Source organism: Pseudomonas laurylsulfatiphila (assembly GCF_002934665.1).
In the GTDB taxonomy this organism is placed as follows: Bacteria; Pseudomonadota; Gammaproteobacteria; order Pseudomonadales; family Pseudomonadaceae; genus Aquipseudomonas; species Aquipseudomonas laurylsulfatiphila.
In genome coordinates this window covers 210,850-235,389 of sequence record NZ_NIRS01000004.1, presented here as the reverse complement: position 1 = coordinate 235,389, position 24,540 = coordinate 210,850, and the positions used below count along the sequence as shown (strand labels likewise).

The 24,540-nt window shown below is 57.1% G+C and carries 29 protein-coding genes, 1 tRNA gene and 1 pseudogene; 20 read left to right on the top strand and 11 right to left on the bottom strand.

The window, feature by feature from the left end; translation table 11 throughout:
• Positions 1 to 3: 3 nt before the first annotated feature.
• On the bottom strand, positions 4 to 1,287 hold the full coding sequence (locus CD175_RS15810; protein WP_104449624.1) for an NAD(P)/FAD-dependent oxidoreductase: 1,284 nt from the start codon (positions 1,285 to 1,287) through the stop codon (positions 4 to 6).
• A gap of 184 nt (positions 1,288 to 1,471) precedes the next feature.
• Between CD175_RS15810 and CD175_RS15805 the strand changes: the two genes are divergently transcribed.
• Positions 1,472 to 1,548 (top strand) — tRNA-Val (locus CD175_RS15805).
• Positions 1,549 to 1,943: 395 nt separating this feature from the next.
• Here the strand turns inward: CD175_RS15805 and CD175_RS15795 are convergent.
• Complete coding sequence (locus CD175_RS15795) at positions 1,944 to 3,971, bottom strand: acyltransferase family protein (protein WP_104449623.1); 2,028 nt, start codon at positions 3,969 to 3,971, stop codon at positions 1,944 to 1,946.
• Positions 3,972 to 4,006: 35 nt separating this feature from the next.
• On the opposite strand from CD175_RS15795, the pseudogene CD175_RS32145 reads away from it, so the two are divergent.
• A pseudogene (locus CD175_RS32145) lies at positions 4,007 to 4,267 on the top strand (glycoside hydrolase family 19 protein); the annotation flags it as partial.
• Between the two features lie 46 nt (positions 4,268 to 4,313).
• On the opposite strand, the gene CD175_RS15785 reads toward CD175_RS32145, so the two are convergent.
• Entirely contained in the window at positions 4,314 to 4,520 is a 207-nt protein-coding gene (locus tag CD175_RS15785) for a hypothetical protein (RefSeq protein WP_104449622.1), read from the bottom strand.
• Between the two features lie 250 nt (positions 4,521 to 4,770).
• Here CD175_RS15785 and CD175_RS15780 point away from each other — a divergent pair, with 250 nt between their 5' ends.
• On the top strand, positions 4,771 to 4,965 hold the full coding sequence (locus tag CD175_RS15780; protein ID WP_104449621.1) for a hypothetical protein: 195 nt from the start codon (positions 4,771 to 4,773) through the stop codon (positions 4,963 to 4,965).
• A 91-nt stretch (positions 4,966 to 5,056) separates the two neighbouring features.
• Here the strand turns inward: CD175_RS15780 and CD175_RS15775 are convergent, their stop codons facing one another.
• The gene (locus CD175_RS15775; protein WP_104449620.1) at positions 5,057 to 5,809 is read right to left on the bottom strand and encodes a carbonic anhydrase; all 753 of its coding nucleotides are present in this window, start codon (positions 5,807 to 5,809) and stop codon (positions 5,057 to 5,059) included.
• Between the two features lie 202 nt (positions 5,810 to 6,011).
• Between CD175_RS15775 and CD175_RS15770 the strand changes: the two genes are divergently transcribed.
• Positions 6,012 to 6,467: a DUF2214 family protein gene (locus tag CD175_RS15770; protein WP_104449619.1), complete on the top strand. Its 456-nt coding sequence runs from the start codon at positions 6,012 to 6,014 to the stop codon at positions 6,465 to 6,467.
• Positions 6,468 to 6,645: 178 nt separating this feature from the next.
• Here the strand turns inward: CD175_RS15770 and csrA are convergent, their stop codons facing one another.
• The gene (gene csrA / locus CD175_RS15765; RefSeq protein WP_007975691.1) at positions 6,646 to 6,837 is read right to left on the bottom strand and encodes a carbon storage regulator CsrA; all 192 of its coding nucleotides are present in this window, start codon (positions 6,835 to 6,837) and stop codon (positions 6,646 to 6,648) included.
• 250 nt (positions 6,838 to 7,087) lie between these two features.
• On the opposite strand from csrA, the gene CD175_RS15760 reads away from it, so the two are divergent.
• A complete protein-coding gene (locus CD175_RS15760; RefSeq protein WP_104449618.1) occupies positions 7,088 to 7,453 on the top strand; it encodes a penicillin-binding protein activator LpoB in 366 nt (121 codons plus the stop codon).
• An 85-nt stretch (positions 7,454 to 7,538) separates the two neighbouring features.
• Here CD175_RS15760 and CD175_RS15755 read toward each other — a convergent pair whose 3' ends face one another.
• The 3 genes from CD175_RS15755 to CD175_RS15745 form a co-directional block, all read right to left on the bottom strand.
• On the bottom strand, positions 7,539 to 8,228 hold the full coding sequence (locus CD175_RS15755) for an endonuclease (RefSeq protein WP_104449617.1): 690 nt from the start codon (positions 8,226 to 8,228) through the stop codon (positions 7,539 to 7,541).
• 4 nt (positions 8,229 to 8,232) lie between these two features.
• Entirely contained in the window at positions 8,233 to 8,502 is a 270-nt protein-coding gene (locus tag CD175_RS15750; RefSeq protein ID WP_167399532.1) for a DUF1654 domain-containing protein, read from the bottom strand.
• Between the two features lie 180 nt (positions 8,503 to 8,682).
• Entirely contained in the window at positions 8,683 to 9,771 is a 1,089-nt protein-coding gene (locus CD175_RS15745; protein ID WP_104449615.1) for an asparaginase, read from the bottom strand.
• Positions 9,772 to 10,136: 365 nt separating this feature from the next.
• Between CD175_RS15745 and CD175_RS15740 the strand changes: the two genes are divergently transcribed.
• The 8 genes from CD175_RS15740 to CD175_RS15705 all read left to right on the top strand — a co-directional run bounded on the left by CD175_RS15740 (position 10,137) and on the right by CD175_RS15705 (position 17,852).
• A complete protein-coding gene (locus tag CD175_RS15740) occupies positions 10,137 to 10,598 on the top strand; it encodes a hypothetical protein (protein ID WP_104449614.1) in 462 nt (153 codons plus the stop codon).
• 192 nt (positions 10,599 to 10,790) lie between these two features.
• Positions 10,791 to 11,747 (top strand): sugar ABC transporter substrate-binding protein, encoded by a 957-nt coding sequence (locus CD175_RS15735; protein WP_104449613.1) that lies wholly within the window; start codon positions 10,791 to 10,793, stop codon positions 11,745 to 11,747.
• Positions 11,748 to 11,802: 55 nt separating this feature from the next.
• Positions 11,803 to 13,356, top strand: coding sequence for a sugar ABC transporter ATP-binding protein (locus CD175_RS15730; protein ID WP_104449612.1), 1,554 nt, complete (start codon positions 11,803 to 11,805; stop codon positions 13,354 to 13,356).
• Positions 13,353 to 14,330, top strand: a complete 978-nt coding sequence (locus tag CD175_RS15725) for an ABC transporter permease (protein ID WP_007975700.1) — start codon at positions 13,353 to 13,355, stop codon at positions 14,328 to 14,330. The genes CD175_RS15730 and CD175_RS15725 overlap by 4 nt, the downstream gene beginning before the upstream one ends.
• 3 nt (positions 14,331 to 14,333) lie before the next feature.
• The gene (locus CD175_RS15720) at positions 14,334 to 15,353 is read left to right on the top strand and encodes a LacI family DNA-binding transcriptional regulator (RefSeq protein WP_104449611.1); all 1,020 of its coding nucleotides are present in this window, start codon (positions 14,334 to 14,336) and stop codon (positions 15,351 to 15,353) included.
• A 108-nt stretch (positions 15,354 to 15,461) separates the two neighbouring features.
• Positions 15,462 to 16,379 (top strand): ribokinase, encoded by a 918-nt coding sequence (gene rbsK / locus CD175_RS15715; protein ID WP_104449610.1) that lies wholly within the window; start codon positions 15,462 to 15,464, stop codon positions 16,377 to 16,379.
• The gene (gene rbsD, locus CD175_RS15710; RefSeq protein WP_104449609.1) at positions 16,376 to 16,780 is read left to right on the top strand and encodes a D-ribose pyranase; all 405 of its coding nucleotides are present in this window, start codon (positions 16,376 to 16,378) and stop codon (positions 16,778 to 16,780) included. Before rbsK ends, rbsD begins: the two co-directional genes overlap by 4 nt.
• 94 nt (positions 16,781 to 16,874) lie before the next feature.
• Positions 16,875 to 17,852 carry a nucleoside hydrolase gene (locus tag CD175_RS15705; RefSeq protein ID WP_240628997.1) on the top strand — a complete coding sequence of 326 codons (978 nt, stop codon included), beginning with the start codon at positions 16,875 to 16,877 and terminating at the stop codon, positions 17,850 to 17,852.
• Positions 17,853 to 17,884: 32 nt separating this feature from the next.
• On the opposite strand, the gene CD175_RS15700 is transcribed toward CD175_RS15705, so the two are convergent.
• Positions 17,885 to 18,097: a hypothetical protein gene (locus tag CD175_RS15700; RefSeq protein WP_102699306.1), complete on the bottom strand. Its 213-nt coding sequence runs from the start codon at positions 18,095 to 18,097 to the stop codon at positions 17,885 to 17,887.
• A gap of 134 nt (positions 18,098 to 18,231) precedes the next feature.
• Between CD175_RS15700 and CD175_RS15695 the strand changes: the two genes are divergently transcribed.
• A complete protein-coding gene (locus CD175_RS15695) occupies positions 18,232 to 18,537 on the top strand; it encodes a hypothetical protein (RefSeq protein WP_007975706.1) in 306 nt (101 codons plus the stop codon).
• A gap of 169 nt (positions 18,538 to 18,706) precedes the next feature.
• Positions 18,707 to 19,027: an I78 family peptidase inhibitor gene (locus CD175_RS15690; RefSeq protein ID WP_104449607.1), complete on the top strand. Its 321-nt coding sequence runs from the start codon at positions 18,707 to 18,709 to the stop codon at positions 19,025 to 19,027.
• A gap of 70 nt (positions 19,028 to 19,097) precedes the next feature.
• Here the strand turns inward: CD175_RS15690 and CD175_RS15685 are convergent, their stop codons facing one another.
• Positions 19,098 to 19,310 carry a cold-shock protein gene (locus tag CD175_RS15685; protein ID WP_003179963.1) on the bottom strand — a complete coding sequence of 71 codons (213 nt, stop codon included), beginning with the start codon at positions 19,308 to 19,310 and terminating at the stop codon, positions 19,098 to 19,100.
• Between the two features lie 292 nt (positions 19,311 to 19,602).
• Positions 19,603 to 19,902, bottom strand: coding sequence for a hypothetical protein (locus tag CD175_RS15680; RefSeq protein WP_007975709.1), 300 nt, complete (start codon positions 19,900 to 19,902; stop codon positions 19,603 to 19,605).
• Between the two features lie 383 nt (positions 19,903 to 20,285).
• Here CD175_RS15680 and thrS point away from each other — a divergent pair, with 383 nt between their 5' ends.
• The 5 genes from thrS (at position 20,286) to pheS (ending at position 24,525) form a co-directional block, all read left to right on the top strand.
• Positions 20,286 to 22,208 (top strand): threonine--tRNA ligase, encoded by a 1,923-nt coding sequence (thrS, locus tag CD175_RS15675; RefSeq protein ID WP_104449606.1) that lies wholly within the window; start codon positions 20,286 to 20,288, stop codon positions 22,206 to 22,208.
• Positions 22,208 to 22,759 carry a translation initiation factor IF-3 gene (infC, locus tag CD175_RS15670; RefSeq protein WP_172435703.1) on the top strand — a complete coding sequence of 184 codons (552 nt, stop codon included), beginning with the start codon at positions 22,208 to 22,210 and terminating at the stop codon, positions 22,757 to 22,759. The genes thrS and infC overlap by 1 nt, the downstream gene beginning before the upstream one ends.
• 60 nt (positions 22,760 to 22,819) lie before the next feature.
• The gene (gene rpmI, locus CD175_RS15665; RefSeq protein WP_002553160.1) at positions 22,820 to 23,014 is read left to right on the top strand and encodes a 50S ribosomal protein L35; all 195 of its coding nucleotides are present in this window, start codon (positions 22,820 to 22,822) and stop codon (positions 23,012 to 23,014) included.
• Between the two features lie 28 nt (positions 23,015 to 23,042).
• On the top strand, positions 23,043 to 23,399 hold the full coding sequence (rplT, locus tag CD175_RS15660; protein WP_007905879.1) for a 50S ribosomal protein L20: 357 nt from the start codon (positions 23,043 to 23,045) through the stop codon (positions 23,397 to 23,399).
• 109 nt (positions 23,400 to 23,508) lie between these two features.
• A complete protein-coding gene (pheS, locus tag CD175_RS15655; RefSeq protein ID WP_007975711.1) occupies positions 23,509 to 24,525 on the top strand; it encodes a phenylalanine--tRNA ligase subunit alpha in 1,017 nt (338 codons plus the stop codon).
• The last annotated feature ends 15 nt before the right edge of the window (positions 24,526 to 24,540 follow it).

Here is a 24,540-nt window from a genome sequence, read left to right as displayed (position 1 = left end):
CGGTCAATAACCAAATTTATCCCTCAATCCGTAATACCACGCACCCAATGCCGCAAACGGCGTACGCAGCATTTGTCCGCCGGGGAACGGGTAGTGGGGCAGGTCGGCAAACGCGTCAAAACGCTCGGCCTGGCCGCGCAACGCTTCGGCCAGCACCTTGCCCGCCAGGTGCGTGTAGGTCACGCCATGGCCGCTGCAGCCCTGGGAGTAGTAGATGTTGTCGCCCAGGCGTCCGACTTGAGGCAGGCGCGACAGGGTCAGCAGGAAGTTACCGGTCCACGCGTAATCGATCTTCACGTCCTTGAGCTGCGGGAAGGCCTTGAGCATCTTCGGTCGAATGATCGCTTCGATGTTCGCCGGATCCCGCGCGCCGTACACCACGCCGCCGCCGAAAATCAGACGCTTGTCACCGCTGAGGCGGTAGTAGTCGAGCAGGTAATTGCAGTCTTCGACGCAGTAGTCCTGAGGCAGCAGGGTCCTGGCCAGTTCTTCGCCCAGGGGTTCGGTGGTAATCACCTGCGTTCCGCAAGGCATCGACTTGGCGGCCAGTTCCGGTACCAGATTACCCAGATAGGCGTTGCCGGCGACGATGATGAATTTGGCCCGGACCTTGCCCTGCGGCGTGTGCACCACCGGATTCGCGCCGCGCTCGATGCGCACGGCCGGTGACTGCTCGTAGATCGTCCCGCCCAGGGACTCGACGGCTGCCGCTTCACCCAGCGCCAGGTTGAGCGGATGAATGTGGCCGCCACTCATGTCCAGCATGCCGCCGACATACTGATCACACGCCACCACTTCGCGGATGCGGCGTTGATCCATCAACTCGAGCTGGGTGTGGCCGAATCGCTCCCACAGGCGCTTCTGCGACTCCAGATGACCCATCTGCTTGGCGGTCATCGCGGCAAACACGCCACCGTCCTTCAGATCGCACTGGATGTTGTACCTGGCGACCCGCTCACGAATGATCCGGCCACCTTCAAACGCCATCTGCCCCAGCAACTGAGCCTGCTTGGGACCGACCGTGCGCTCGATCACATCGATGTCGCGGCTATAACTGTTAACGATCTGCCCGCCATTACGCCCGGACGCCCCGAAACCCACCTTGGCGGCCTCAAGCACCGTGACCTTGAAACCGTTCTCCAGCAGAAACAGGGCAGAGGACAGCCCCGTATAACCGGCGCCAATCACACAGACATCGGTCTCGACGTCATCCTGCAACGCCGGGCGCGGCGGAACCGCATTGGCCGATGCGGCGTAGTAGGACTCTGGGTAGGGAGTGTTAGCCATCCGGCAGCCTCTGTTTAATATATTTTACGATTGCGTTGATCCTACCCGAGTTGAAAATCGCCCGCCAGCCACCCGGAAAATCTTCTTTGTACCGGCAAAATTAAATATTTTGCATATTCATAGGGTTAGCGCGAAAAAAGGTGTTGACACCCCTCCGGAATTCCGTAGAATGCCGCCTCACAGCAGGCACGTAGCTCAGTTGGTTAGAGCACCACCTTGACATGGTGGGGGTCGTTGGTTCGAGTCCAATCGCGCCTACCAAACAAAATCCGCTCTGCTGGGCGGTCTGGAAGGGCTCACCGAAAGGTGGGCCCTTTTTTGTTGCCTGGTATTTGGGCAAGCATTAGGAATGTTTTGGGCAAACGACCACTGCGCTACACCTTCAGGTCGACTTTCACCTTCATGTAAACCACCGCGTCATCACCGTGCCCTGTCTGGTAGTGTTCGGTCATCTTCACGTCAGCGTGACCCATCAAACTTCCGTAGTTCTGCGTCTTTCCGGGTGAAACGTTGATGGTGTTCTGCTCGAGGTCCACGGCCGATTTCGGAAAACGAGCAGCGCTCAGACTCCCCGGCCGTTATAAACTGGCCGGAAAGTCCGTGAATTATTTTATTGTGCGCTGGAAGAGTCGTAAAAAGCAGTCGCTGCTAGAGCTCTAGTTTTGATCGGTCTTTGAATGCTCGTTAGTTATAAGGTCTACAAGTAATTTTTTTGCCAGGTATTCAGACGCTATTGGCGTAAGGTGTCCATAATCCCAGCTTGTGATACCTGTTTTAATGTCATTTCCCACGTAGGTCATGCAGCCATCTTGGTTGCAGAATGCGCTTATTATATCGGCATAAATTGCTCCCGAGTTGGCCAGGCTTTTTTTCAACTCGGTGTTTTGATCCATCACTATCATGTTTAGCCCTAAAAGAGTGCGCCTTGGCGTGTTAATCCACAGGGTTTTCATGATCGTTTTAGGAAGTTCAACTGTCCAGTGTGGTGTGGGTCCTGTAAAAATAACGCGCTTAACGCCAGCATCTTTCAATGCCAGGAAAATACGGCGAAGAGCCGCCGGGTCGTGGTTTTCATTTTGGCCAACAATTACTACGTCTGGAACTACTTGCTTTATTTGCTTGAGAGCAAACCAGTTCGACTGCGTACAGAAATCTGTGGTTGAAGGGTCCTTGACGTCGGGAGACGCCACGCATCCTGAACTGGCGACTTGTAGGATGTCCCAGTTTTCAGGCATTTCTTTTCTTAACCCCGAGAAAAGTTGTTGAGCGTGAGAATCTCCCCAAATAAATAGTGTCTTGCCTTCTGGGAATTGCTTTGTGTAACAACTGCTGTCTATTTCGGCGACCGGTACATTTGTGGAGTTTCCTTTGACGTACTGGGCTGTATTTTGAAAATTGCACTCGCCACGATAATTCTTGAATAGCTCAAGTTTTGCAAAGTATTTTCGCTCTGGTAAAGAGTTTTCAAAATACTCCGCGAATTCCTCTCTGTCTTTTAAACGAGATTTGAAGCCGCCATTCGCGTATGTAGCGTATCCAGTTATCCCGAAAAATAACATAAGAACGATCAGTGCTGTTGTTTTTGTTTTGTTGTAACCGCTAAGGCGCAATGGCCGCTCGACAAATTTGTATGTCAGCCAAGACAGGAGTACGGAAGTCACAACAGCCAGGCTCAATGTTGTTGGTGAGGCTGTGCTCCCTTCCAGGATATGAGCGAATGATAAAAGAGGCCAATGCCAAAGATACAATGGGAAACTGATAAGTCCGAACCAAACGAATATTCGATTGGATAGTATTGTTCTGTTGAACCATGCATGTGGACCTCCCGCGATAATGAGAGATGCACCCACAGTTGGCAATAGTGCCCACCAGCCGGGAAACTGGTTGTTCTTGGTAGTTAGCGAAAGCGCCACTGCAAGGCATGTAAGCCCAACAAAGGATTGTGTGTTTCGAATAACTGGGCCGCCGACCCCTCTCCATTTCGGGAATGTCTGGCTTTTATACAGGGTCACATAGGCCAGATATGATCCAATTAGAAGCTCCCAAAATCTGGTTTGTGGTGAGTAGAAAGTGCCAACTGGATCTGGCTGCACGCTCATTAAGTTTAAGGCGAACGATGTGCCGCCAATCAAGGCGAGTAGTATCAGAGCGTTCAGTCTTATTTTAAATGCGGCCCAGAGTATCAATGGCCAAACCAGATAAAATTGCTCTTCAATACCTAGGGACCATAAATGTAAGAGCGGTTTTGTGTCTGCGCTATTGTCGAAGTAACCAGATTCTGCACGTAGCACGAAATTTGATATGAAAGCAGAGCCTCCGGCAATGTGTTTTCCAAGTTGCATATATTCATCAGCAAGGAGAACGAACCAGCCGAATGCCCAAGTGGCGGCAAGCATGAGCAAGAGCGCGGGGAAAATCCGACTTACCCGACGGCTGTAGAATTCCACGAAACTAAAACTGTTTTTCTCGAGGCTTCCGAAAATAATGCTGGAAATCAGGAAGCCGGAAATAACGAAAAAGACATCAACACCAACGAACCCACCCGGAATCAGGGATGGAAAGGCATGGAACGCGACGACAGACAGGACGGCGATAGCGCGCAGCCCATCAATATCTGGCCGATATTTAGGGTGACTCAGGTGCTTATCGACCGCTGATTGCGGCGATTCAGATAAGGAGGTCATTATTTTTGTAGATCCGATTTAATTGAACGCCATACTTGGGCGCCGAGCAGCATACCAGCACCACAAACCTTTCCCGCCATCGAGCGGTTTTATTTCGCCTGGAGAAAGCCATGGGCATCACCGCGCAGGAGCTCGGCGCAAAACGTGTTGCCGCGTTCGTTGCGCAGATCGGCCATGAGTCTGGACAACTGAACTACGTGCGGGAAATTTGGGGGCCAACTTCGGCCCAGATCAAATACGAGGGTAGGGCAGACCTGGGCAACACCGTAGCAGGCGACGGCTCCAGGTATCGCGGCCTGTTGCCGGGTAAATCAATCAGTGTGTCGCTTGCCTCATGAAAGCTCAGAGCGCGAAACCCGTCGCATGAACCAGATGCGCCTCCTGCGCTCCAGCGATCAGGTGCATTGGGACGTTCTGTTGTACATCAATGGACGGTACCTCGAAGCTCCCTACAATCTGGAGGTGTCGCTCGCTCAATTCGGTCGACTCTGCTGCCTTTTCCTTAGCCATTCTCGCGTGGTTCATTGCGATTTCGTTGAGCGTTGACACGTTACATCTCCCGGTGACTGACCAAGCGTATCGCTGGAGTCCTTAAGCATTGATTGAATGGCTGCTGCGTCAGAATTATGTCGTTCCCGCGCTGCTACGCGCGATCTGTGCAATCCTCAAGCCACGGATGCGGTTGAACTCATCGTCGTGTTTCGCAGGCGACGAATGGCGGGCAATGGTGGATGTTGGTCCGGATTCTTTGCCATTCAGGCGTAAACTAGTGGGGCTGCCTCATTGAAAGGAGCCGCCCATGAACGTCGATCAAATCAGCAAACAGGCACCCGTAGACAAAGCCGTTTGGGATCAATACTTCTGCGCTGCGTTGATTGCCGAAAGCAATCTGACAGCCCCGGTTGTGGGCGGGGCTACGCACGAAGACAGGCAGAACCTGTTGATCGAGAGGGCCAGAACCCTGGCCGATAAAATGATGGAAAACCGGAAGTGACCAGAGCCCAGCCATCGCGCTGGGCTCTTTGCATGCGGCGCTCTTTGTATGCGGGGCTATGCGCCGATGCTGGCGATGTACGCGTTGTGGGTCAGGCGATCAGCTCAACCTTGCCGCTCGCCAGGCGATAGACACCTCCCACGATCTTCAGCATGCCTTTGCTTTGCGCATCGGTCAGCAAGGGCGAGGCCTGTTTCAGGCTGTTGACCGAGTTTTTGACGTTCTGCGCGGTGGCGTTTTCCATCAGGCTCCCGGGTTGCTTGAGCACGGCCTCGATGGCCGACTTGAGTGCGTCGGTCAGTTTCGGGATATGGCCGGGGAAAACCGTCTGATCCTTGACCGCCTTGATACCGGCCTCGATGGCGCCGCAGCTCTCGTGGCCGAGTACCAGAATCAGCGGGGCGCCCAGCACGGCAACCCCGTATTCAAGACTGGCCAGGCCTTCCGGGGTGACAAAATTGCCCGCGACGCGGATGGAGAAAAGATCGCCGCGCGCAGTGTCAAACGCATACTCCGGGGCAATGCGCGAGTCAGAGCAGCTCAGCACGGCCACGAACGGATTTTGACCCGACACCAGGGCCTCTCGCTCAGCCTTGAAATCATGAGTCGTGGACGTACCGCTTACATATCGTTCATTGCCCTCCATCAGTCTTTTCAGCGCCATGTCGGGACTGATCACGTTTTGTGGTTTGGGTGGGGCTGACGTTTTTTCGGCTGCCTGGATGATCCTGCCGGGCAGTGTGCCGGTCAGCAGCAGGGCGCCTGCGCTCAATCCGGCAAATTGAAGAAAACGACGACGGCCTGGTGTGTTTGAAGCAGAGCTTGAATCACATGATTCACACATGATTTTGTTTACTCAGTTCAATGCGGTGAGAGTGAGTTGCTGTTGGGGCTGGGACTGCCACGGTAGCTCAATGCCAGCGCAGTGGAGTCTAGTTGGTCTGCCATATTGTGTTCGGGCCTGGCCCGCGGATGCCGTGCACGCAGCCATTTCATGGGCTACTACTGTCAGGCTCATACAACTTCGACCTGGCAGGAGTTTCTCGATGCTGACTCATTGGTTTCTGGCGGCGGTTCATCTTTTGGCGGTTGCCTTGGGATTCTGGGCGGTGCTGACTCGAGGCACGGCTTTTCGGCGTCTGGCCGACGGGGCAGGAGAGGTGCGCAGTGTCCTGATAGCAGACAATATCTGGGGTATTTCGGCTGTCGTGTTACTGATCAGCGGGGGGATGCGAGCCTTTGGCGGGTACGAGAAAGGCACGGACTATTACCTGCATCAGCCGCTGTTTCATCTGAAGATGACGCTGTTCGTGCTGATCTTGCTGCTGGAAATTGCGCCCATGGTGACGTTGATCAAATGGCGGATAGCGCTGGGCCGTAAAGTCGCCTTCGATACCGGCCGTGCGAAGCTGTTTGCACGGATCAGTCATGTCGAGGCACTGCTGGTGCTGTTGATGGTGGTGGCGGCGACAGGCATGGCGCGCGGGGTGGTGTTTGGTTGATCACGCAGCGAACGCGTCCTTCCCCAGGATAAACAAGAAAAGTCTGACAGCCAGGGCCTTGAACTTGTCGCTAGTATCGAAAGCTTGCGTGGGAAAGCATGCGGATGCGATGCGATGCTGAATCTTTAGCCAGCCGTGGTTGCGCACTGAACGGGCTGGCTACTGACTGCAACAGAATTCAGGACTGCGGCTTTTCCGGGGCGGTCAGGCCGGCCTGAATGCGCTGATAAATTTCTTCACGGTGCACTGCAACGTCCTTCGGGGCGTTGATGCCGATCCTGACTTGCTGGCCGCTTACGCCCAGGATGGTGATCGTAATGTCATCACCGATATTAATGCTTTCACCGACTTTGCGGGTGAGTATCAGCATGGTCTTCTCCTTGATTGCTTTGTGGGGCACCTGATTCGGACAGTGCAGAGGTCGGTGGTATGTATAGATTAGTGCGAAGTCTCACAGTTTGGGTGCCTCTTTCTGACGCGCAGATGTGGCATTAATTCCCAAGGCGTAACTATACAGAGGCCGCCACCATGATTCTCGTTGTTTTGAGCCCATTTTACGGCACTCGTGAAGTATTCATGGATGTTAAAATCCCCGCTTTAAGCATTTAGAGGGAAACGCCGTGCGCAAAATGGTCTTGGTACTCGCGATGTTGGCACTGGCGGGATGTGGAGAGGGCGGCAGTGTGGAAGCGCCGAAGCCAAAACCGGCCATGGCTGCCGTACCCGCGGCAGTGTCCGGCCCGCAATGGGATCTTGAAGTGCGAGGTGAGACCCCTCAGGCGGTCAGTGATTTGAGTGGCTGGCTGATCGAGCACAGCTTCATGTCCAGCATCGTCAAGGAAAATGGCAATACGCGAATCCTGATGGGGCCGTTCAATTCGAAAGCCGAGGCTGAAGCCAAGCAGGATGAAGTCCGTGCGGCGCTCACTCGCTCGAAGAAGCAGAACATCGAATTGCTGGTGCTTGAGCGTCCAGCCGCTCAATAACATTCGGCAGCGAAGAGGTTGGGTAAACAAAAAAGGCCTCGGGGTTTAGCCTCGAGGCCTTTTTTGTTTCAGGTGTCGCCTGGATTCAGCCGCAGGCCTTCATGTCCACCGGGCCGACGAACTCGTTGCCGCGTCCCATGACGCACCCCACGCTTTGGTTGCGTTGGCGCTCCCAGGCCTGTACGGGGTAGGTTTTGTCCCAGGCTTCGTACAATTGCCGATCCTGTTTCGACAGGCGCAAGCCATACTGCTTGCTCATGTAGAAGTAGGTCCGGGCGATCATGCCGCGAATGGAAGGGCGGGGCATGACTTTCTTGGCCTTGAAGTCGATCTGGGTCAGGCACGAACCATACTGTCCCGACTGTTCGGGCAGCCAACCGAAACTGAAGTTGCTGCGATCGCCATTGACCTCGCCAATGCTGGGCACCAGGTTGTGCAAGTCAGCTTCGGCCTTCTGGTAAACCGGATCGTAGCGGGTGCAGTTCTTGCGACCGCCTTCTTGCCAGCACTGGCGTTGATGACCGATCTGCCAGGCCGGAACGATATGCTCCCACTCGATGCGGGATGCGCGCTTGGCATTTTTACGCGGCACATAACCGCAGGCGGCAAGGTCCACCCGGTTGCCGGTGTACTTGCAGCCACAGTAAAACTCGGTGGATTGGGGAGCGTAGAGCTTCCAGGCGACCTTTTTCGCTTCGGTGAAGGTGCGCGGAGCGTCGGCTTGCGCAGCCATGGCAAAAAACACAAAAAACAAAGCAAACCAGCGGACACTCATCGACTCAATCTTCCTTCGGCACAACCCAGAAAATCTGCACGCCGCCATCGTCGCGATAGGCGAGGGTGACGTTGTCGTTCTCGTCGATTTCTTCCAGCAAGCGTTCCCATTCATCCACCGGCTCGTCAGGCAGGCGGAAGATCAGTGCTGCCCTGGCCTTTTGTGCGGTGGGGGAGTTGATGATTTTCTGAACGCGCAGGCCCATGCGTACATAGGTGTCAGGAGAGGCAGAGGTAGTGTCCACGGGATTATCCTTATTAGGCTGTACGTGCATACAGTATTTAACTGTAGGCAATTTCGCAACTGCTTAAAAATCAAGAAAATCCTCTGACAGCGGTTTGTTCCATTTGGTGTAAGGCGCAGGGAGTTTTTTTGTCAGAACGAGTGGCGCCAATCCCCAGGACTGGAAAATGGCGCACAGGGTGCCCGACCGGATCGGTCGGGCGAGGGCGAATCAGTATTCCCAGAACATCCGCTGCAGCTCTTTGCTGTCATTGGTCTTGGTCAGCGCGACCATCGCCAGGATCCGGGCCTTTTGCGGGTTCAGGTCGTGGGCCACGACCCAATCGTATTTGTCGTCAGGCTGTTCGGCGTTGCGCAATACGAAGCCACCGGCGTTGACATGGGAGGAGCGAATGATCTGCACGCCATCCTTGCGCAGGGCTTGCAGGGCAGGGACGACCCGCGACGATACCGAGCCATTGCCGGTGCCGGCGTGGATGATGGCTTTGGCGCCTGATTGAGCGAGGGCCTTGTAGGCGGTGTCGCTGACATTGCCGTAGGAATAGGCGATCTCGACGTCAGGCAGGCTCTTGATGGTCTTGATGTCGAATTCGGAATCCATGGTGTGGCGCTTGGCTGGCAAACGGAACCAGTAGGATTTGCCTTCTACCACCATGCCCAGCGGACCCCAGGGGCTTTTGAACGCTTCGGTCTTGATGTTGATCATTTTGCTGACGTCGCGACCCGACTGGATTTCATCGTTCATGGTCACCAGTACGCCTTTGCCTCGTGCATCCTTGCTGCTGGCCACGGCCACTGCGTTGTACAGGTTGAGCATGCCATCGGCGGACATCGCGGTGCCTGGGCGCATGGAACCCACGACAATGATCGGCTTGTCGGTTTTTTCCACCAGGTTCAGGAAGTACGCGGTTTCTTCCAGGGTGTCGGTGCCGTGGGTGATCACGATGCCATCGACGTCTTTGCTGTCGGCCAGCTCGGCTACGCGGCGGCCCAGTTGCAGCAGGTTTTCGTTGGTGATGCTTTCGGAAGCGATTTGCATGACCTGTTCGCCACGAACGTTGGCCAACTGGCTCAGTTCTGGAACGCCGGCGATCAGTTGTTCAATGCCGACTTTCGCCGCTTGATAGGTCGCGCTGTTGGCAGCGCTGGCGCCGGCGCCGGCAATGGTGCCACCGGTGGCCAGGATCACCACGTTGGCCAGTTTCTGTTGGGTTTCGGCTTCTTTGGCCTGAAGGGCGGTCGGCAAAAGCAGCAGCAGGGCCAAGGCGCCCGGAACAAAGGTCTTGAGTGCAGATGTCATTATTTTTCTCTTCTAGTTGTGAGACGGTGCAGATGCAGGTTCATCTAGATACGCCCCGGGTGAATCTGAACGCCGGAGGTGCGTGGAGAAGAGCAGGATCTGTACCAGTAACACCCTGAATCGAAAAACACGCATAACTTAATGATTTGTAACGGTATTGCAGTTTGTGTCCGGAGGCGGTTCCGGGGGCGGGCGTCCGGATTGCCGAACATGTTTAACTTTTGCGTTCGGCTCTCCGAAACGGATGGCAGTCCTGTTTAAGATTTCTGTTTAAAATTTAAGGGCGTCAAATCGACGTTAACGACTAAAGAAAAACGCGTGTCGGTCGATGCTCCTTCAAGGGATCTATTTCTGCAGGAGTTCACATGTCGTTATCGATTGGCTTCCCGAAGGCCGCAGGCATCACCATCGGGGGGAAGCCTGCGGCGACCATTCCTGCCTTGGGCGATGCAACAGAGGATGCGGGTGCCAAAGCGCCGGGTGTAAAGGAAGGCGACGGCACCCGGGTTAAAACCGGTCCGGCAGGTCTGGGACAAAGTGCCGGCGCACAGGCCGAATCGGAAACCAGCGATAACATGAGTGTTGCGGTGAAGGTCCTGCTCAAGCGCCTGAAGGAGTTGCAGCAGCAATTGCGTGAGCAACAGCAACAATTGGCCCGGGCCCAGGCGGCGTCCTATCCGACCCCGGAAGCCAAGACCACCGCGGTAGCGGCCATTCAGGCGCAGGTTGCCGAAACCACCGGCGCCATCCTGCAGGTGAGTGCGAGTCTGATCAAAGAGTTGACCAAGGGTTCCGGCACGGGATCGGTGGTCAACACCACGGCATGAACGGAATGCCGTTTTTCGCCAATCCGCTCTGAAAGCACTTTTCAGGTCGTTGACAAACACCGGCAGGATTCGCATAGTCTGGGTCACGCAAACGTTTGCGCGGCCCCTGTAATGGCTTTCCATCACAGTGGGTCGTGAAGCTTACGCCGGCGCAAGCGTTGCTCACAATAATCATAAGATCGGAGTGAACCCATGAAGCTGCCATTTGCTGGACGTCTTCTCGCTGTCGCTGTGCTGGCTGCCGCATCCGCTGCACTGCCTGTCTCCTCTGCCTTCGCTGAAACCACAGAAAAACCGAAAGTCGCACTGGTCATGAAGTCCCTGGCCAATGAGTTTTTCCTGACCATGGAAGACGGCGCCAAGGCCTATCAGAAGGATCACTCCGGCGAATTCGACCTGATCTCCAACGGCATCAAGGATGAAACCGACACCGCCGGCCAGACGCGCATCGTCGAGCAGATGATCCTGGCCAAGGTCAACGCGCTGGTGATCGCGCCGGCAGATTCCAAGGCCATGGTGCCGGTGATCAAGAAAGCCATCGATGCCGGTATCACCGTGATCAACATCGACAACCAGCTGGATCCCGCCGTCGTCAAAAGCAAAAACATCAGTGTTCCGTTCGTAGGCCCGGACAACCGCAAGGGCGCACGCCTGGTCGGCGATTACCTGGCCAAGCAACTGAAGGCCGGTGACGAAGTCGGCATCATCGAAGGTGTGTCCACCACCACCAATGCCCAGCAGCGCACGGCAGGTTTCAAGGATGCGATGGAGGCGGCGCAGATCAAGGTCGTGTCTCTGCAATCCGGTGACTGGGAGATCGACAAAGGTAACAAGGTAGCTGCATCGATTCTAAGCGAATACCCGCAAACCAAGGCCCTGTTGGCTGGCAACGACAGCATGGCGGTCGGCGCGGTATCCGCCGTGCGCGCCGCGGGCAAGGCCGGCAAGGTGCAAGTGGTCGGTTACGACAATATCAACGCCATCCAGCCGATGCTCAAGGATGGTCGGGTGCTCGCCACTGCCGACCAGTTTGCAGCCAGGCAGGCGGTGTTCGGCATCGAGACGGCATTGAAGATTCTCAAGGGCGAGAAGGTCGACGGCGGCGCCAATGGCGTGATCGAAACGCCGGTAGAACTGGTCACCAAGTAACCTTCTGGCGACGCAACGGCGCTCGTCCAGCCGGACGGGCGCGTGGAGAGTTTTTATGTCCGCTTGCGCTACGAACGCTGTCCTCTCGGTCAGCGGTATCGGCAAGACCTACGCACAACCGGTTCTGGCCGGCATCGACCTGACGCTCATGCGCGGTGAGGTGCTGGCGCTGACCGGCGAGAACGGCGCAGGCAAAAGCACGCTGTCGAAAATCATTGGCGGGCTGGTCGCGCCGACCACCGGCCAGATGCAGTTTCAGGGGCAGGCCTATTGTCCGGGCAGCCGGAGCCAGGCAGAAGACCTCGGCATCCGCATGGTCATGCAGGAACTCAATCTGCTGCCGACCCTGTCGGTGGCGGAAAACCTGTTTCTTCACAATCTGCCCAACAGCGGCGGCTGGATCAGTCGCAAGCAGTTGCGCAAGGCTGCCCTCGAGGCCATGGCTCAGGTCGGGCTCGACGCCATTGACCCGGATACCCTGGTCGGCGAACTGGGCATCGGTCATCAGCAAATGGTAGAGATCGCCCGCAACCTGATTGGCGATTGCCATGTGCTGATTCTCGATGAGCCCACCGCGATGCTCACTGCACGTGAAGTCGAAATGCTGTTCGAGCAGATCACCCGCCTGCAGGCTCGCGGCGTATCGATCATCTATATCTCTCATCGCCTCGAAGAGCTGGCGCGGGTCGCGCAGCGCATTGCCGTGCTGCGCGACGGTAATCTGGTCTGTGTCGCGCCGATGGCCAACTACAACAGCGAGCAACTGGTCACCCTGATGGTCGGTCGCGAGCTCGGCGAGCACATCGATATGGGCGCGCGCAAGATCGGCGCCCCGGTGTTGACGGTCAAGGGCCTGACCCGATCCGACAAGGTTCGCGACGTGTCGTTCGAAGTGCGTGCCGGAGAGATTTTCGGCATTTCCGGTTTGATCGGCGCGGGGCGCACCGAGTTGCTGCGCCTGATCTTCGGTGCCGATATCGCCGACAGCGGCACGATTGCCCTGGGCTCGCCGGCGCAGGTCATCACGGTGCGTTCGCCCGTGGATGCGGTCGGGCATGGCATTGCGCTGATCACTGAAGATCGCAAGGGCGAAGGCCTTTTGTTGACGCAGTCGATCGGTGCCAATATCGCCTTGGGCAACATGCCCGACATCTCCAGCGCCGGCTTTGTCGACAACGATGGCGAAAACGCCCTGGCCCAGCGGCAGATCGACGCCATGCGCATTCGCAGCTCCGGTCCGGCACAGTTGGTGTCCGAGCTGTCCGGCGGTAACCAGCAGAAAGTCGTCATCGGCCGTTGGCTGGAGCGCGATTGCTCGGTGCTGCTGTTCGACGAGCCGACCCGGGGCATCGACGTCGGTGCCAAGTTCGATATCTACAACCTGCTCGGTGAATTGACCCGCAAGGGCAAGGCGCTGGTGGTGGTTTCCAGCGACTTGCGCGAGCTGATGCTGATCTGCGACCGGATTGGTGTGCTGTCGGCAGGAAGCCTGATCGATACGTTCGAGCGCGACAGCTGGACCCAGGATGAGTTGCTTGCCGCTGCTTTTGCCGGCTACCAAAAACGTGATGCGCAGCGCTTCGATGCCGCGCCTAGGGATCTTCCATGAAAACCGCTTCTATCGCCGGCACACGCAGTGGCAACTTCTATGGCCTGGGCACCTATCTGGGCCTGGCGGGTGCCTTGTTGGCGATGATCGTGCTGTTCTCGGTGCTGAGCAGTCACTTCCTGTCCTACGATACGTTCAGCACCCTGGCCAACCAGATTCCGGACCTGATGGTGCTGGCGGTCGGCATGACCTTTGTGTTGATCATCGGGGGCATCGACCTGTCGGTGGGTTCGGTGCTGGCACTGGCGGCCTCGACCGTCAGTGTGGCGATACTGGGCTGGGGCTGGAGCGTTCTGCCCGCAGCGTTGCTCGGCATGGCCGTCGCGGCGCTCGCAGGCACCCTCACCGGCTCGATCACGGTGGCGTGGCGGATACCGTCGTTCATCGTGTCCCTGGGCGTGCTGGAAATGGCGCGTGGAGTGGCGTACCAGATGACCGGGTCGCGTACGGCCTACATCGGCGATGCGTTCGCCTGGTTGTCCAATCCGATCGCCTTCGGCATTTCACCCTCGTTCATCATTGCGTTGCTGATCATATTCATCGCCCAGGCCGTGTTGACCCGCACAGTGTTCGGTCGCTACCTGATTGGTATCGGCACCAACGAAGAGGCCGTGCGGCTGGCGGGGATCAATCCGAAGCCCTACAAAATCCTGGTTTTCAGCCTGATGGGGTTGCTGGCCGGCATTGCCGCGCTGTTCCAGATTTCTCGCCTGGAAGCCGCCGACCCGAATGCCGGCTCCGGTCTTGAGTTGCAGGTGATCGCCGCCGTGGTGATCGGCGGGACCAGCCTGATGGGCGGGCGCGGCTCGGTGATCAGCACGTTTTTTGGCGTCCTGATCATTTCCGTGCTGGCCGCGGGGCTGGCGCAGATCGGGGCAACCGAGCCGACCAAACGCATCATTACCGGCGCGGTGATCGTGGTGGCGGTGGTGCTGGACACTTATCGCAGTCAACGCGCAAGCCGGCGGACCTGAGTCATGGCGACTATCAAAGATGTGGCAGCCCTTGCCGGCATTTCCTACACCACGGTTTCCCATGTGGTGAACAAGACCCGCCCAGTCAGTGAAGAAGTCCGGATCAAGGTCGAGGCCGCGATCCAGACCCTCGACTACGTCCCCAGCGCCGTGGCCCGTTCACTCAAGGCCAAGACCACGGCGACCATCGGCCTGTTGGTCCCCAACAGTCTCAACCCGTACTTCGCCGAGCTGGCCAGGGGGATCGAGGATTACTGTGAGCGAAACGGTTACTGCGTGATCCTGTGCAACTCCGACGACAACCCGGACAAGCAGCGCAGCTACCTGCGTGTGCTGCTGGAAAAGCGCATCGACGGCCTGATCGTCGCCTCAGCCGGCGGCGACAGTGGCCTGGTACAAGGCCTGAAAGGCGTGCGCACGCCCATGGTGATCGTCGACCGCGGACTGGACGGTGTCGATGCCGACCTGGTGCGCATCGACCATGAATACGGCGCGTACCTGGCGACCCGGCACCTGTTGGAGTTGGGTCACCGGGACATCGCCACGATCAGCGGGCCGGAAAACACCAGTGTGGCGCAGATGCGTCTGGCGGGTTATCGCAGGGCCTTGAAAGAGGCGGGCGTCGAAGTCTCTCCCGAGCGCATGCTGGCAAGCGATTTCACCAGCACCGGCGGTTACAGCGCTGCCGCGATTTTGCTGGAAAGCCATCCGCCTACCGCCATTTTTGCTGCCAACGACATGATCGGCATCGGTGTGCTGCGGGCCGCCGCCGAGCGCAATATTCGCGTACCGAGCGAGTTGTCGGTGATCGGCTTCGACGATATCCAGATGAGTCGGTATGTCTACCCGTCGTTGACCACGGTGGGGCAATCGATCCTGCAACTCGGTGAAATGGCTGCCGAAGTGCTGTTACGGCGAATCGCCACGCCGGGCCTGGCGACCGATCAGCGGATCGTGACGCCGAGTATTGTCATCCGTGAATCGACGGCGCCGTTGGCCGGCGTGTTTGCCCAGTTCCGTTGAAACAGAAAGCCGTTGAAAACAGAGAGCCGTTGAAAATAGCGAGCCGTTGAAAACAGAAAGCCGCTGAACCGACAGCGCCGCCGAAACAGAATCGATGAGTAGCAATGTATGCCAGCAAAAGTAGTGGTAATAGGCAGTTTGAACATGGACCTGGTGACCCGGGCGCCGCGTTTGCCCAAGGGCGGTGAAACGCTGATTGGTCAGTCGTTTGCCACCGTCTCCGGCGGCAAGGGCGCCAATCAGGCCGTGGCTGCGGCGCGGCTCGGAGCCCAGGTGTCGATGATCGGTTGTGTGGGCAATGACGCCTATGGTGAGGCACTGCGCGGGGCGCTGTTGGCCGAGCAGATCGATTGCCAGGCGGTGAGCACCATTGACGGTTCCAGTGGTGTGGCGTTGATCGTGGTCGACGACAGCAGTCAGAACGCCATCGTGATCGTTCCCGGTGCCAACGGTGCATTGACCGCTGAAGCCATTGACCGTTTTGATTCGGTGATACAAGCGGCGGACGTGCTCATCTGTCAGCTGGAAGTGCCCGATGCCTCCGTTGGTCATGCGCTCAAACGCGGCCGCGAGCTGGGCAAGACGGTCATTCTCAACCCGGCGCCGGCCAGCCGTCCGTTGCCATCGCACTGGTACGGGTCTATCGATTACCTGATTCCCAACGAGAGCGAAGCGTCGGCCTTGAGCGGAGTGTCTGTGGACTCCCTGGAGACCGCGCAAGCCGCGGCGACCCGGCTGATTGCCCTGGGCGCCGGCAAGGTGATCATCACCCTCGGTGCGCAAGGTTCGCTGTTTGCCGATGGCCAGCGCTTCGAGCATTTCCCCGCGCCGGTCGTAAAGGCTGTCGACACCACGGCGGCGGGCGATACGTTCGTCGGTGGTTTCGCTGCGGCGTTGGCTGCGGGTCAGGATGAGGGGCAGGCGATCCGCTTCGGGCAGGTGGCTGCGGCGCTGTCGGTCACCCGTGCCGGCGCGCAACCTTCGATTCCCGCCTTGAGCGATGTGCAGGCGTTTAAAACTCCATGAAAAAGACACCCCTGCTCAACATCGCTTTGTCGCGGCTGATCGCCTCATTGGGGCATGGCGACATGGTCGTCATCGGCGACGCCGGTTTGCCGGTTCCACCGGGCGTTGAATTGATCGACCTGGCCTTGACCCAGGGCATTCCGGATTTTGTCAGCACCTTGAAGGTGGTGCTCAGTGAGATGCAGGTCGAAAGCCATGTGCTGGCTCAGGAGATTTTCGATAAAAAACCGTCGGCCCTGATCGTGTTGGATGAACTGAGCGGCGAAGGCGCACTGGGGCGGCGTGAGGTGCTCACCCATGAACAATTCAAGGTCCTGAGCCGGCAGGCGAGGGCGATTGTTCGTACAGGCGAGTGCCAACCGTACTGCAATATTGTGCTGGTCGCTGGCGTAACGTTTTAACTGGCTGTCCGTGCTTTGATTTCCCCGGCGCAAGGAGCGCGCCACGTATCGCTATGCTCAGAAACTGCACCCACTGCTCCGGAGTCTGCTGCTTTTGTCCCTGATTACCGCAACAAACGCCCAGGCGGCACAAAAAATCGACTTGATCATCGACACCGATCCGGGGGCTGACGATGTTGTTGCCCTGTTGTTCGCCCTGGCGTCGCCGGACGAGCTGAATGTTCGGGCGCTGACCACCGTTGCGGGCAACGTCCGCCTGGACAAGACCTCGCGCAATGCGCGACTGGCCCGGGAGTGGGCGGGGCGTGAGGAAGTGCCGGTCTATGCGGGCGCGCCGAAGCCCCTGATGCGCACACCCATCTATGCCGAGGACATTCATGGCACGGAAGGGTTGTCCGGCATTGCTGTGCATGAGCCCAAGCAAGGCCTGGCCAAGGGCAGTGCCATCGCTTATCTGATCGACACCCTGATGTCTGCCGAGCCCCACAGCATTACCATCGCCATGCTTGGCCCGCAGACCAACCTGGCCCTGGCGCTGATCCAGGCGCCGGGTATCGTCCAGGGCATCAAGGAGGTCGTGGTCATGGGTGGTGCGCACTTCAACGGCGGCAACATCACGCCGGTGGCCGAATTCAACCTGTTCGCCGATCCGCAAGCCGCCGAAGTGGTGCTCAAGAGTGGCGTGAAGCTGACTTACCTGCCGCTGGATGTGACCCACAAGATCCTGACCAGCGAAGCGCGTCTGCAACAGATTGCGGCACTGAACAACAATGCCAGCCGTTTGGTGGGCGACATTCTCAATGAATACATCAAAGGCGACATGGAGCACTACGGCATGGCGGGTGGCCCGGTGCATGACGCCACGGTGGTCGCCTACCTGCTCAAGCCGCAATTGTTCAGCGGTCGCTCGGTCAACGTGTTGGTCGACAGTCGCGAGGGACCGACGTTCGGGCAAACCATCGTTGACTGGTATGACGGCTTGAAAGCGCCGAAGAATGCGTTCTGGGTTGAAAGCGGCGATGCCCAGGGCTTCTTCGATCTGCTGACCGAGCGTCTGGCCCGTCTGAAGTAAGTGTCATGGCCCGCAGGTGCCTGCCTGCGGGATCACTCCCGCCCGCTGACCGTTTCGGACTTCTGGTCCGACAGATGCTTCTCGAAAATCTGTTCGATGAACGATTGGGCGGCTTCGGTTCCCAGGTCCCTGACCAGCAGGTCGATACCGATAATGGCAAGCTCTTCCGTGCTGCTTGGACTGTAGGAGCTGTGGCCGTCCTGCCACTTGGCCTTGATGTCGGCGTCGATGCTTACGGTGGTCATGATGGCACTCGTGAAGTCGGGGGGAAGTCTGAGTGCCGAGTTAACCATTTTGCGGGGCTTTTGACACGTCGACTTAGGCATGAAAGAAGGGCTATGCGACACTTGGTCTCTGTCGAATTTTCAAGGAGCGCGCTGTGCAGATCGATTTGAACTCCCCGGATGGCCTGACCCTCGAGGCGGTGCGTCAGTTGCTGGCCGGCGCCAGTGACGATGAGCACACCCAGTTGCGGGTCACCAAGGGAGGTATTGCGTACATCTCCTCGGGTGTCGTGGGCGGTACCGATATCGACGGGTTGTTGTTCCGGCTCGAAACCTGGGCCAAGGGCTCCGGTTATGTCGGACGGGTCGCGGCCAGCGATGAAGTCTGGGTCATGCAAATCTTCAATGCCTTGAAAGAGAACTGGCCCAATCCGCCTTACGACTATATCGACGTCTATTGAGCGTCGTTCATATTCGGTCACGATTCAGTAATTAAGGTGAGGGCGGCGCTCAGGCAGAATCGCGGCTCGTCCGGATTGCGGGCAGGGTGCTGGCACTGCTCGCCTGTGAAACCAAACGCCAGTCTGGTTGTCGCACGATTTCAGCTTAATCATTGAATAAGGAGGCTTCATGCCTTGGAAGCTCGCGTCATTGGGTACTTTGCTGGCCGTTGCCACGCTGGCCGGTTGCAGCACTGCCTCTACGGAGTCGGCAAACGCGGATGTTGCGACGACTGACACGGGTCACAGCCGCTGTGAAGCGAAGGCTGCCGAGTTCACCATCGGTAAACAGGCATCGCCGCAGCTGCTTGAGCAGGCACGTACCCGCGCAGGGGCGCAAAGCGCGCGGTTCCTGCTGCCAACCGATATGGTGACGCTGGAGTACCGTTCCGATCGCCTGAACCTGAACACCGATGCCGGCAGGGTGGTCACCCGGGTCAACTGCGGCTGATCCCCAGGCTTTTGTTTCACCCATAAAAAACCCCGTCACATGGACGGGGTTTTTTTAGTGCGCCTGGAAATTACTCTGGGCGAACTTGAGCAGCTTGCATACCCTTTTGGCCTTTCTCAGCCACGAAGGAAACAGTCTGGCCTTCTTTCAGGCTTTTGAAACCGTCGCTTTCGATAGCTTTGAAGTGTACGAACAGGTCGTCACCGCCACCTTGAGGAGTGATGAAGCCGAAGCCTTTTTCATCGTTGAACCATTTAACGGTGCCGGTTTGGCGATTAGACATGGTGTATCTCCAAGAAACATATATTTTCAGTAGTACTGTGCTGCTCAGGCCAACTGGGCACACCCGAGTATCATAGTCGAAATGTTCGGTTTGGGACCCCCCCAGACGCGCTGTTTGCTTTCATATTGCACGTCTTTCACCGCCAGAAATGGCTGTGAGCCCCGGTTTCAGGGGGTTTGCGCTGCAAAACAGGGGACTAAAAAAACCCGTAAAAGCTGCGTAAATTATGTGAATCAGCCGATATTTGGCTGTTTTAGGGCCCCGGATCACTCAAAAAACGTCCTGTGCAGCGCTATTTCTGGACTCTGCACACCGAGATTTCTTTCAGTGCGCGCTGGCTCAATTCAGGGCCAGCTGGATTGTTTTTATCCATCAACTGCGCGATCTCCTGGGTGGTGAATTTCTTCTCGAGAACGTCGGCGCCGCATGAGCAGTGCTTCTTCGCTTCGGCCGGGTTGACAGTTTGGCTGGCAGCTTTTGTGCAATCGCTCATGTACTGGGCTTTCACACCGTTTGGCCAGGCCGCGTGTGCGCTCAGGGGCAGCAACAGGGCCAGCGGGGCGGCAAAGGCAAAAAGACGGATAAGGCGCATGACAGGAACTCCTTGGGGTCGATATCTGTGGCGATTCTCAGTCAGTTTGAGGCATCTCGTATATCTCAAGTTCACTCTGCGCCATAAAAGGGAGGAAATTTTCACCGTCTGATTGCGTGCAGGCCGATAACCGTTCATCTGTGCTAGCATGCCTCGCTCGGGCGTTTGCAGGCTCCGACGGACCTTCAGTCCCGGTAGCGGCAGATGCACGATTAACCCTGATTTGAATCCCAGTCACTCTGGTTCGGTTTTCCGGTTGGCCGCAAGGCTCCTGCCGCTGTAAGGCAGGCGTTCGTCATTGAATGGCCTGGACCGGATCTTGTACTGGCTCATCCCAACCCACGTGACCTTTGGTAGGGGTCACCACTAGGAGAGGAGGCGCCATGCCAACTATTACTCTTCCCGACGGCAGTCAACGTTCATTCGATCACCCGGTTTCCGTAGCCGAGGTCGCCGCATCCATCGGTGCAGGCCTGGCCAAGGCCACTGTTGCCGGCAAGGTCAATGGCAAGCTGGTTGACGCCAGCGACATCATCGACAGCGACGCGTCGCTGCAAATCATCACGCCAAAGGATGAAGAGGGGCTGGAGATCATTCGCCACTCTTGCGCCCACCTGGTTGGCCACGCGGTCAAGCAGTTGTACCCGACCGCCAGAATGGTCATCGGTCCGGTCATCGACGAAGGCTTCTATTACGACATCGCCTTCGAGCGTCCTTTCACTCCGGACGACCTGGCGGCCATCGAACAGCGCATGCAGCAGCTGATCGAGAAAGATTACGACGTGATCAAGAAAGTCACTCCGCGCGCCGAAGTGATCGAAGTGTTCAAGGCCCGTGGCGAAGACTACAAGTTGCGCCTGGTCGAGGACATGCCGAACGAACAGGCCATGGGCCTGTACTATCACGAAGAATATGTCGACATGTGCCGCGGTCCGCACGTGCCGAACACGCGCTTCCTGAAATCCTTCAAGCTGACCAAGCTGTCCGGCGCCTACTGGCGTGGCGATGCCAAGAACGAGCAATTGCAGCGCGTCTACGGCACCGCATGGGCGGACAAGAAGCAACTGGCGGCTTACATCCAGCGCATCGAAGAAGCCGAAAAGCGCGACCACCGCAAGATCGGCAAGCGCCTGGGCCTGTTCCACACCCAGGAAGAGTCGCCGGGCATGGTGTTCTGGCACCCGAACGGCTGGACTTTGTACCAGGTGCTCGAGCAATACATGCGCAAGGTTCAGCGCGACAACGGCTATCTTGAAATCAAGACGCCGCAAGTGGTTGACCGCAGCCTGTGGGAGAAATCCGGGCACTGGGCCAACTATGCCGACAACATGTTCACCACCCAGTCGGAAAACCGCGACTACGCGATCAAGCCAATGAACTGCCCTTGCCACGTGCAGGTGTTCAACCAGGGCCTGAAGAGCTACCGCGAGCTGCCGATGCGCCTGGCCGAGTTCGGTGCATGCCACCGTAACGAGCCATCGGGTGCCTTGCACGGCATCATGCGTGTGCGCGCATTCACCCAGGACGACGCCCACATCTTCTGCACCGAAGAGCAGATGCAGGCCGAGTCCGCCGCGTTCATCAAGTTGACCATGGACGTCTACGCCGATTTCGGCTTTAAAGATGTCGAGATGAAGCTGTCCACTCGTCCGGAAAAACGCGTCGGTTCCGACGAGCTTTGGGATCGCGCCGAAGCTGCACTGGCCGCAGCCCTTGACAGCGCGGGCCTGCCGTACGATCTGCAGCCGGGCGAGGGTGCGTTCTACGGTCCGAAGATCGAGTTCTCGCTGAAAGATTGCCTCGGTCGCGTCTGGCAATGTGGTACCCTGCAGCTCGATTTTAACCTGCCTGTGCGTCTGGGAGCCGAATACGTCTCCGAAGACAACAGCCGCAAGCACCCGGTGATGTTGCACCGGGCGATCCTGGGGTCCTTCGAACGGTTCGTCGGAATCCTGATCGAGCACTACGAGGGTGCTTTCCCTGCGTGGCTGGCTCCGACCCAGGCAGTGGTGATGAATATCACTGATAAACAGGCTGATTTTGCCGCCGAAGTGGAAAAAACTCTCAACGAAAGCGGGTTTCGTGCCAAGTCTGACTTGAGAAATGAAAAGATCGGCTTTAAAATCCGCGAGCATACTTTGCTCAAGGTTCCTTATCTCTTGGTTATCGGAGATCGGGAGGTCGAGATGCAGACTGTCGCTGTGCGTACTCGTGAAGGTGCTGACCTGGGCTCGATGCCCGTCGCCCAGTTCGCTGAGTTCCTCGCCCAAGCGGTTTCCCGGCGTGGTCGCCAAGATTCGGAGTAATTATTATTAAGCGTGAAATGAGACAAGATAAACGAACTGCACCGAAAGCCCCGATCAACGAGAATATCTCGGCACGCGAGGTTCGGTTAATTGGGGCTGAAGGTGAACAGCTCGGGATTGTGTCAATCGAAGACGCGCTTCTTAAGGCTGAAGAGGCCAAGCTGGATCTGGTGGAGATTTCCGCCGATGCAGTACCACCTGTTTGCAAACTGATGGACTACGGCAAATCGATCTTCGAAAAGAAGAAGCAGATTGCTGCGGCCAAGAAAAACCAGAAGCAGATTCAGGTTAAAGAAATCAAGTTTCGTCCAGGGACGGAGGAAGGGGATTACCAGGTAAAACTGCGCAACCTGGTACGTTTCCTGAGTGACGGGGACAGGGCCAAGGTATCCTTGCGATTCCGCGGCCGTGAGATGGCCCACCAGGAGCTGGGGATGGAACTCCTCAAGCGAGTTGAAGGTGACTTGCTCGAGTACGGTTCGGTCGAACAGCATCCTAAGATGGAAGGACGCCAGCTGATCATGGTCATCGCCCCGAAAAAGAAGAAGTAATCAACAGGGCACGGCAGGCCTTCTGATTATGTTTATCAACTGAATGCGGAGTATCCGAACATGCCAAAAATGAAGACCAAAAGTGGTGCTGCTAAGCGGTTTCTGAAAACTGCTAACGGTATCAAGCACAAGCACGCTTTCAAGAGCCACATCCTGACCAAAATGTCGACCAAGCGTAAGCGTCAACTGCGCGGTAGCAGCTTGCTGCATCCGTCTGACGTGGCAAAAGTCGAGCGCATGCTGCGCCTTCGTTAATTTTAGTCAAGAATAGAGGAAGTAACTCATGGCTCGTGTAAAGCGTGGCGTCATTGCCCGTAAGCGTCACAAAAAAATTCTGAAACTTGCTAAAGGCTACTACGGCGCACGCTCCCGCGTATTCCGTGTTGCCAAGCAAGCGGTAATCAAGGCAGGCCAATACGCCTACCGTGACCGTCGTCAGAAAAAACGTCAGTTCCGCGCTCTGTGGATCGCTCGTATCAACGCTGGTGCTCGTATCAACGGTCTGTCCTACAGCCGTTTCATCGCCGGCCTGAAAAAAGCGTCCATCGAGATCGACCGTAAGGTTCTGGCTGATCTGGCAGTGAACGAAAAAGCGGCGTTTGCTGCGATTGTCGAGAAAGCTAAAGCCACCTTGGCTTAAGTACCCCCGACAGTCACCCGGCCTCGCATCTGTGGGGCCAGGTGTTAAACGTCATAAATAGGGGAAGAGCCTTCAAGCTCTTCCCCTATTTTGTATCTGGAGTCTGTACATGGAAAACCTGGATGCGCTCGTCTCTCAAGCACTAGAGGCTGTGCAAAGCGCTGAAGATATCAATGCCCTGGAGCAAATCCGGGTTCACTACCTTGGCAAGAAGGGTGAATTGACTCAGGTGATGAAGACCCTGGGGAATTTGCCGGCAGAAGAGCGTCCGCAGGTCGGTGCGCTGATCAACGTTGCCAAGGAGCGTGTCACAGAGGTCCTTAATGCGCGCAAGGCATTGTTTGAAGAAGCCGATCTGGCTGCCAAACTCTCCGCCGAGTCCATTGACGTGACCCTGCCTGGCCGTGGTCAGACCTCCGGTGGTCTGCATCCGGTTACCCGCACTCTGGAACGCGTCGAACAGTTCTTCACCCGTATCGGCTACGGCATCGCCGAAGGCCCTGAGGTCGAAGACGACTATCACAACTTCGAAGCGCTCAACATCCCAGGCCATCACCCGGCCCGGTCGATGCATGACACCTTCTATTTCAATGCGAACATGCTGTTGCGCACCCATACCTCGCCGGTACAGGTCCGCACCATGGAGTCCAAGCAGCCGCCGATCCGCATCGTCTGCCCGGGCCGCGTATACCGCAGCGACTCCGATATCACCCACTCGCCGATGTTCCACCAGGTCGAAGGCCTGCTGATCGATCGCGACATCAATTTCGCCGACCTCAAAGGCACCATCGAAGAGTTCCTGCGGGTGTTCTTCGAAAAGGAACTGGCGGTGCGTTTCCGTCCTTCGTACTTCCCGTTCACCGAGCCATCCGCTGAAGTCGACATGGAATGCGTGATGTGCAGCGGTAAAGGCTGCCGCGTCTGTAAGCAGACCGGCTGGCTGGAAGTGATGGGCTGCGGCATGGTTCACCCGAACGTGCTGCGCATGTCCGGTATCGACCCGGAAGAGTTCTCGGGCTTTGCCTTCGGCATGGGCGTTGAGCGTCTGGCCATGCTGCGTTACGGCGTGAACGACTTGCGTCTGTTCTTCGACAACGACTTGCGGTTCCTCGCGCAATTTCGCTAGTCGTAACGAATTCTT

Bases quoted from the DNA above. Each gene is read 5' to 3' on its own strand.
- rbsK (WP_104449610.1), top strand. From the start codon at position 15,462: ATGCCAGCAAAAGTAGTGGTAATAGGCAGTTTGAACATGGACCTGGTG.
- CD175_RS15745 (WP_104449615.1), bottom strand. From the start codon at position 9,771: ATGACATCTGCACTCAAGACCTTTGTTCCGGGCGCCTTGGCCCTGCTG.
- CD175_RS15750 (WP_167399532.1), bottom strand. From the start codon at position 8,502: ATGCACGTACAGCCTAATAAGGATAATCCCGTGGACACTACCTCTGCC.
- rpmI (WP_002553160.1), top strand. From the start codon at position 22,820: ATGCCAAAAATGAAGACCAAAAGTGGTGCTGCTAAGCGGTTTCTGAAA.
- CD175_RS15685 (WP_003179963.1), bottom strand. From the start codon at position 19,310: ATGTCTAATCGCCAAACCGGCACCGTTAAATGGTTCAACGATGAAAAA.
- CD175_RS15795 (WP_104449623.1), bottom strand. From the start codon at position 3,971: ATGACCTCCTTATCTGAATCGCCGCAATCAGCGGTCGATAAGCACCTG.
- CD175_RS15690 (WP_104449607.1), top strand. From the start codon at position 18,707: ATGCCTTGGAAGCTCGCGTCATTGGGTACTTTGCTGGCCGTTGCCACG.
- CD175_RS15720 (WP_104449611.1), top strand. From the start codon at position 14,334: ATGGCGACTATCAAAGATGTGGCAGCCCTTGCCGGCATTTCCTACACC.
- CD175_RS15810 (WP_104449624.1), bottom strand. From the start codon at position 1,287: ATGGCTAACACTCCCTACCCAGAGTCCTACTACGCCGCATCGGCCAAT.
- CD175_RS15780 (WP_104449621.1), top strand. From the start codon at position 4,771: ATGAACGTCGATCAAATCAGCAAACAGGCACCCGTAGACAAAGCCGTT.
- CD175_RS15740 (WP_104449614.1), top strand. From the start codon at position 10,137: ATGTCGTTATCGATTGGCTTCCCGAAGGCCGCAGGCATCACCATCGGG.
- CD175_RS15775 (WP_104449620.1), bottom strand. From the start codon at position 5,809: ATGTGTGAATCATGTGATTCAAGCTCTGCTTCAAACACACCAGGCCGT.
- CD175_RS15770 (WP_104449619.1), top strand. From the start codon at position 6,012: ATGCTGACTCATTGGTTTCTGGCGGCGGTTCATCTTTTGGCGGTTGCC.
- CD175_RS15700 (WP_102699306.1), bottom strand. From the start codon at position 18,097: ATGACCACCGTAAGCATCGACGCCGACATCAAGGCCAAGTGGCAGGAC.
- csrA (WP_007975691.1), bottom strand. From the start codon at position 6,837: ATGCTGATACTCACCCGCAAAGTCGGTGAAAGCATTAATATCGGTGAT.
- rplT (WP_007905879.1), top strand. From the start codon at position 23,043: ATGGCTCGTGTAAAGCGTGGCGTCATTGCCCGTAAGCGTCACAAAAAA.
- rbsD (WP_104449609.1), top strand. From the start codon at position 16,376: ATGAAAAAGACACCCCTGCTCAACATCGCTTTGTCGCGGCTGATCGCC.
- CD175_RS15680 (WP_007975709.1), bottom strand. From the start codon at position 19,902: ATGCGCCTTATCCGTCTTTTTGCCTTTGCCGCCCCGCTGGCCCTGTTG.
- pheS (WP_007975711.1), top strand. From the start codon at position 23,509: ATGGAAAACCTGGATGCGCTCGTCTCTCAAGCACTAGAGGCTGTGCAA.
- thrS (WP_104449606.1), top strand. From the start codon at position 20,286: ATGCCAACTATTACTCTTCCCGACGGCAGTCAACGTTCATTCGATCAC.
- CD175_RS15730 (WP_104449612.1), top strand. From the start codon at position 11,803: ATGTCCGCTTGCGCTACGAACGCTGTCCTCTCGGTCAGCGGTATCGGC.
- CD175_RS15755 (WP_104449617.1), bottom strand. From the start codon at position 8,228: ATGAGTGTCCGCTGGTTTGCTTTGTTTTTTGTGTTTTTTGCCATGGCT.
- CD175_RS15735 (WP_104449613.1), top strand. From the start codon at position 10,791: ATGAAGCTGCCATTTGCTGGACGTCTTCTCGCTGTCGCTGTGCTGGCT.
- CD175_RS15725 (WP_007975700.1), top strand. From the start codon at position 13,353: ATGAAAACCGCTTCTATCGCCGGCACACGCAGTGGCAACTTCTATGGC.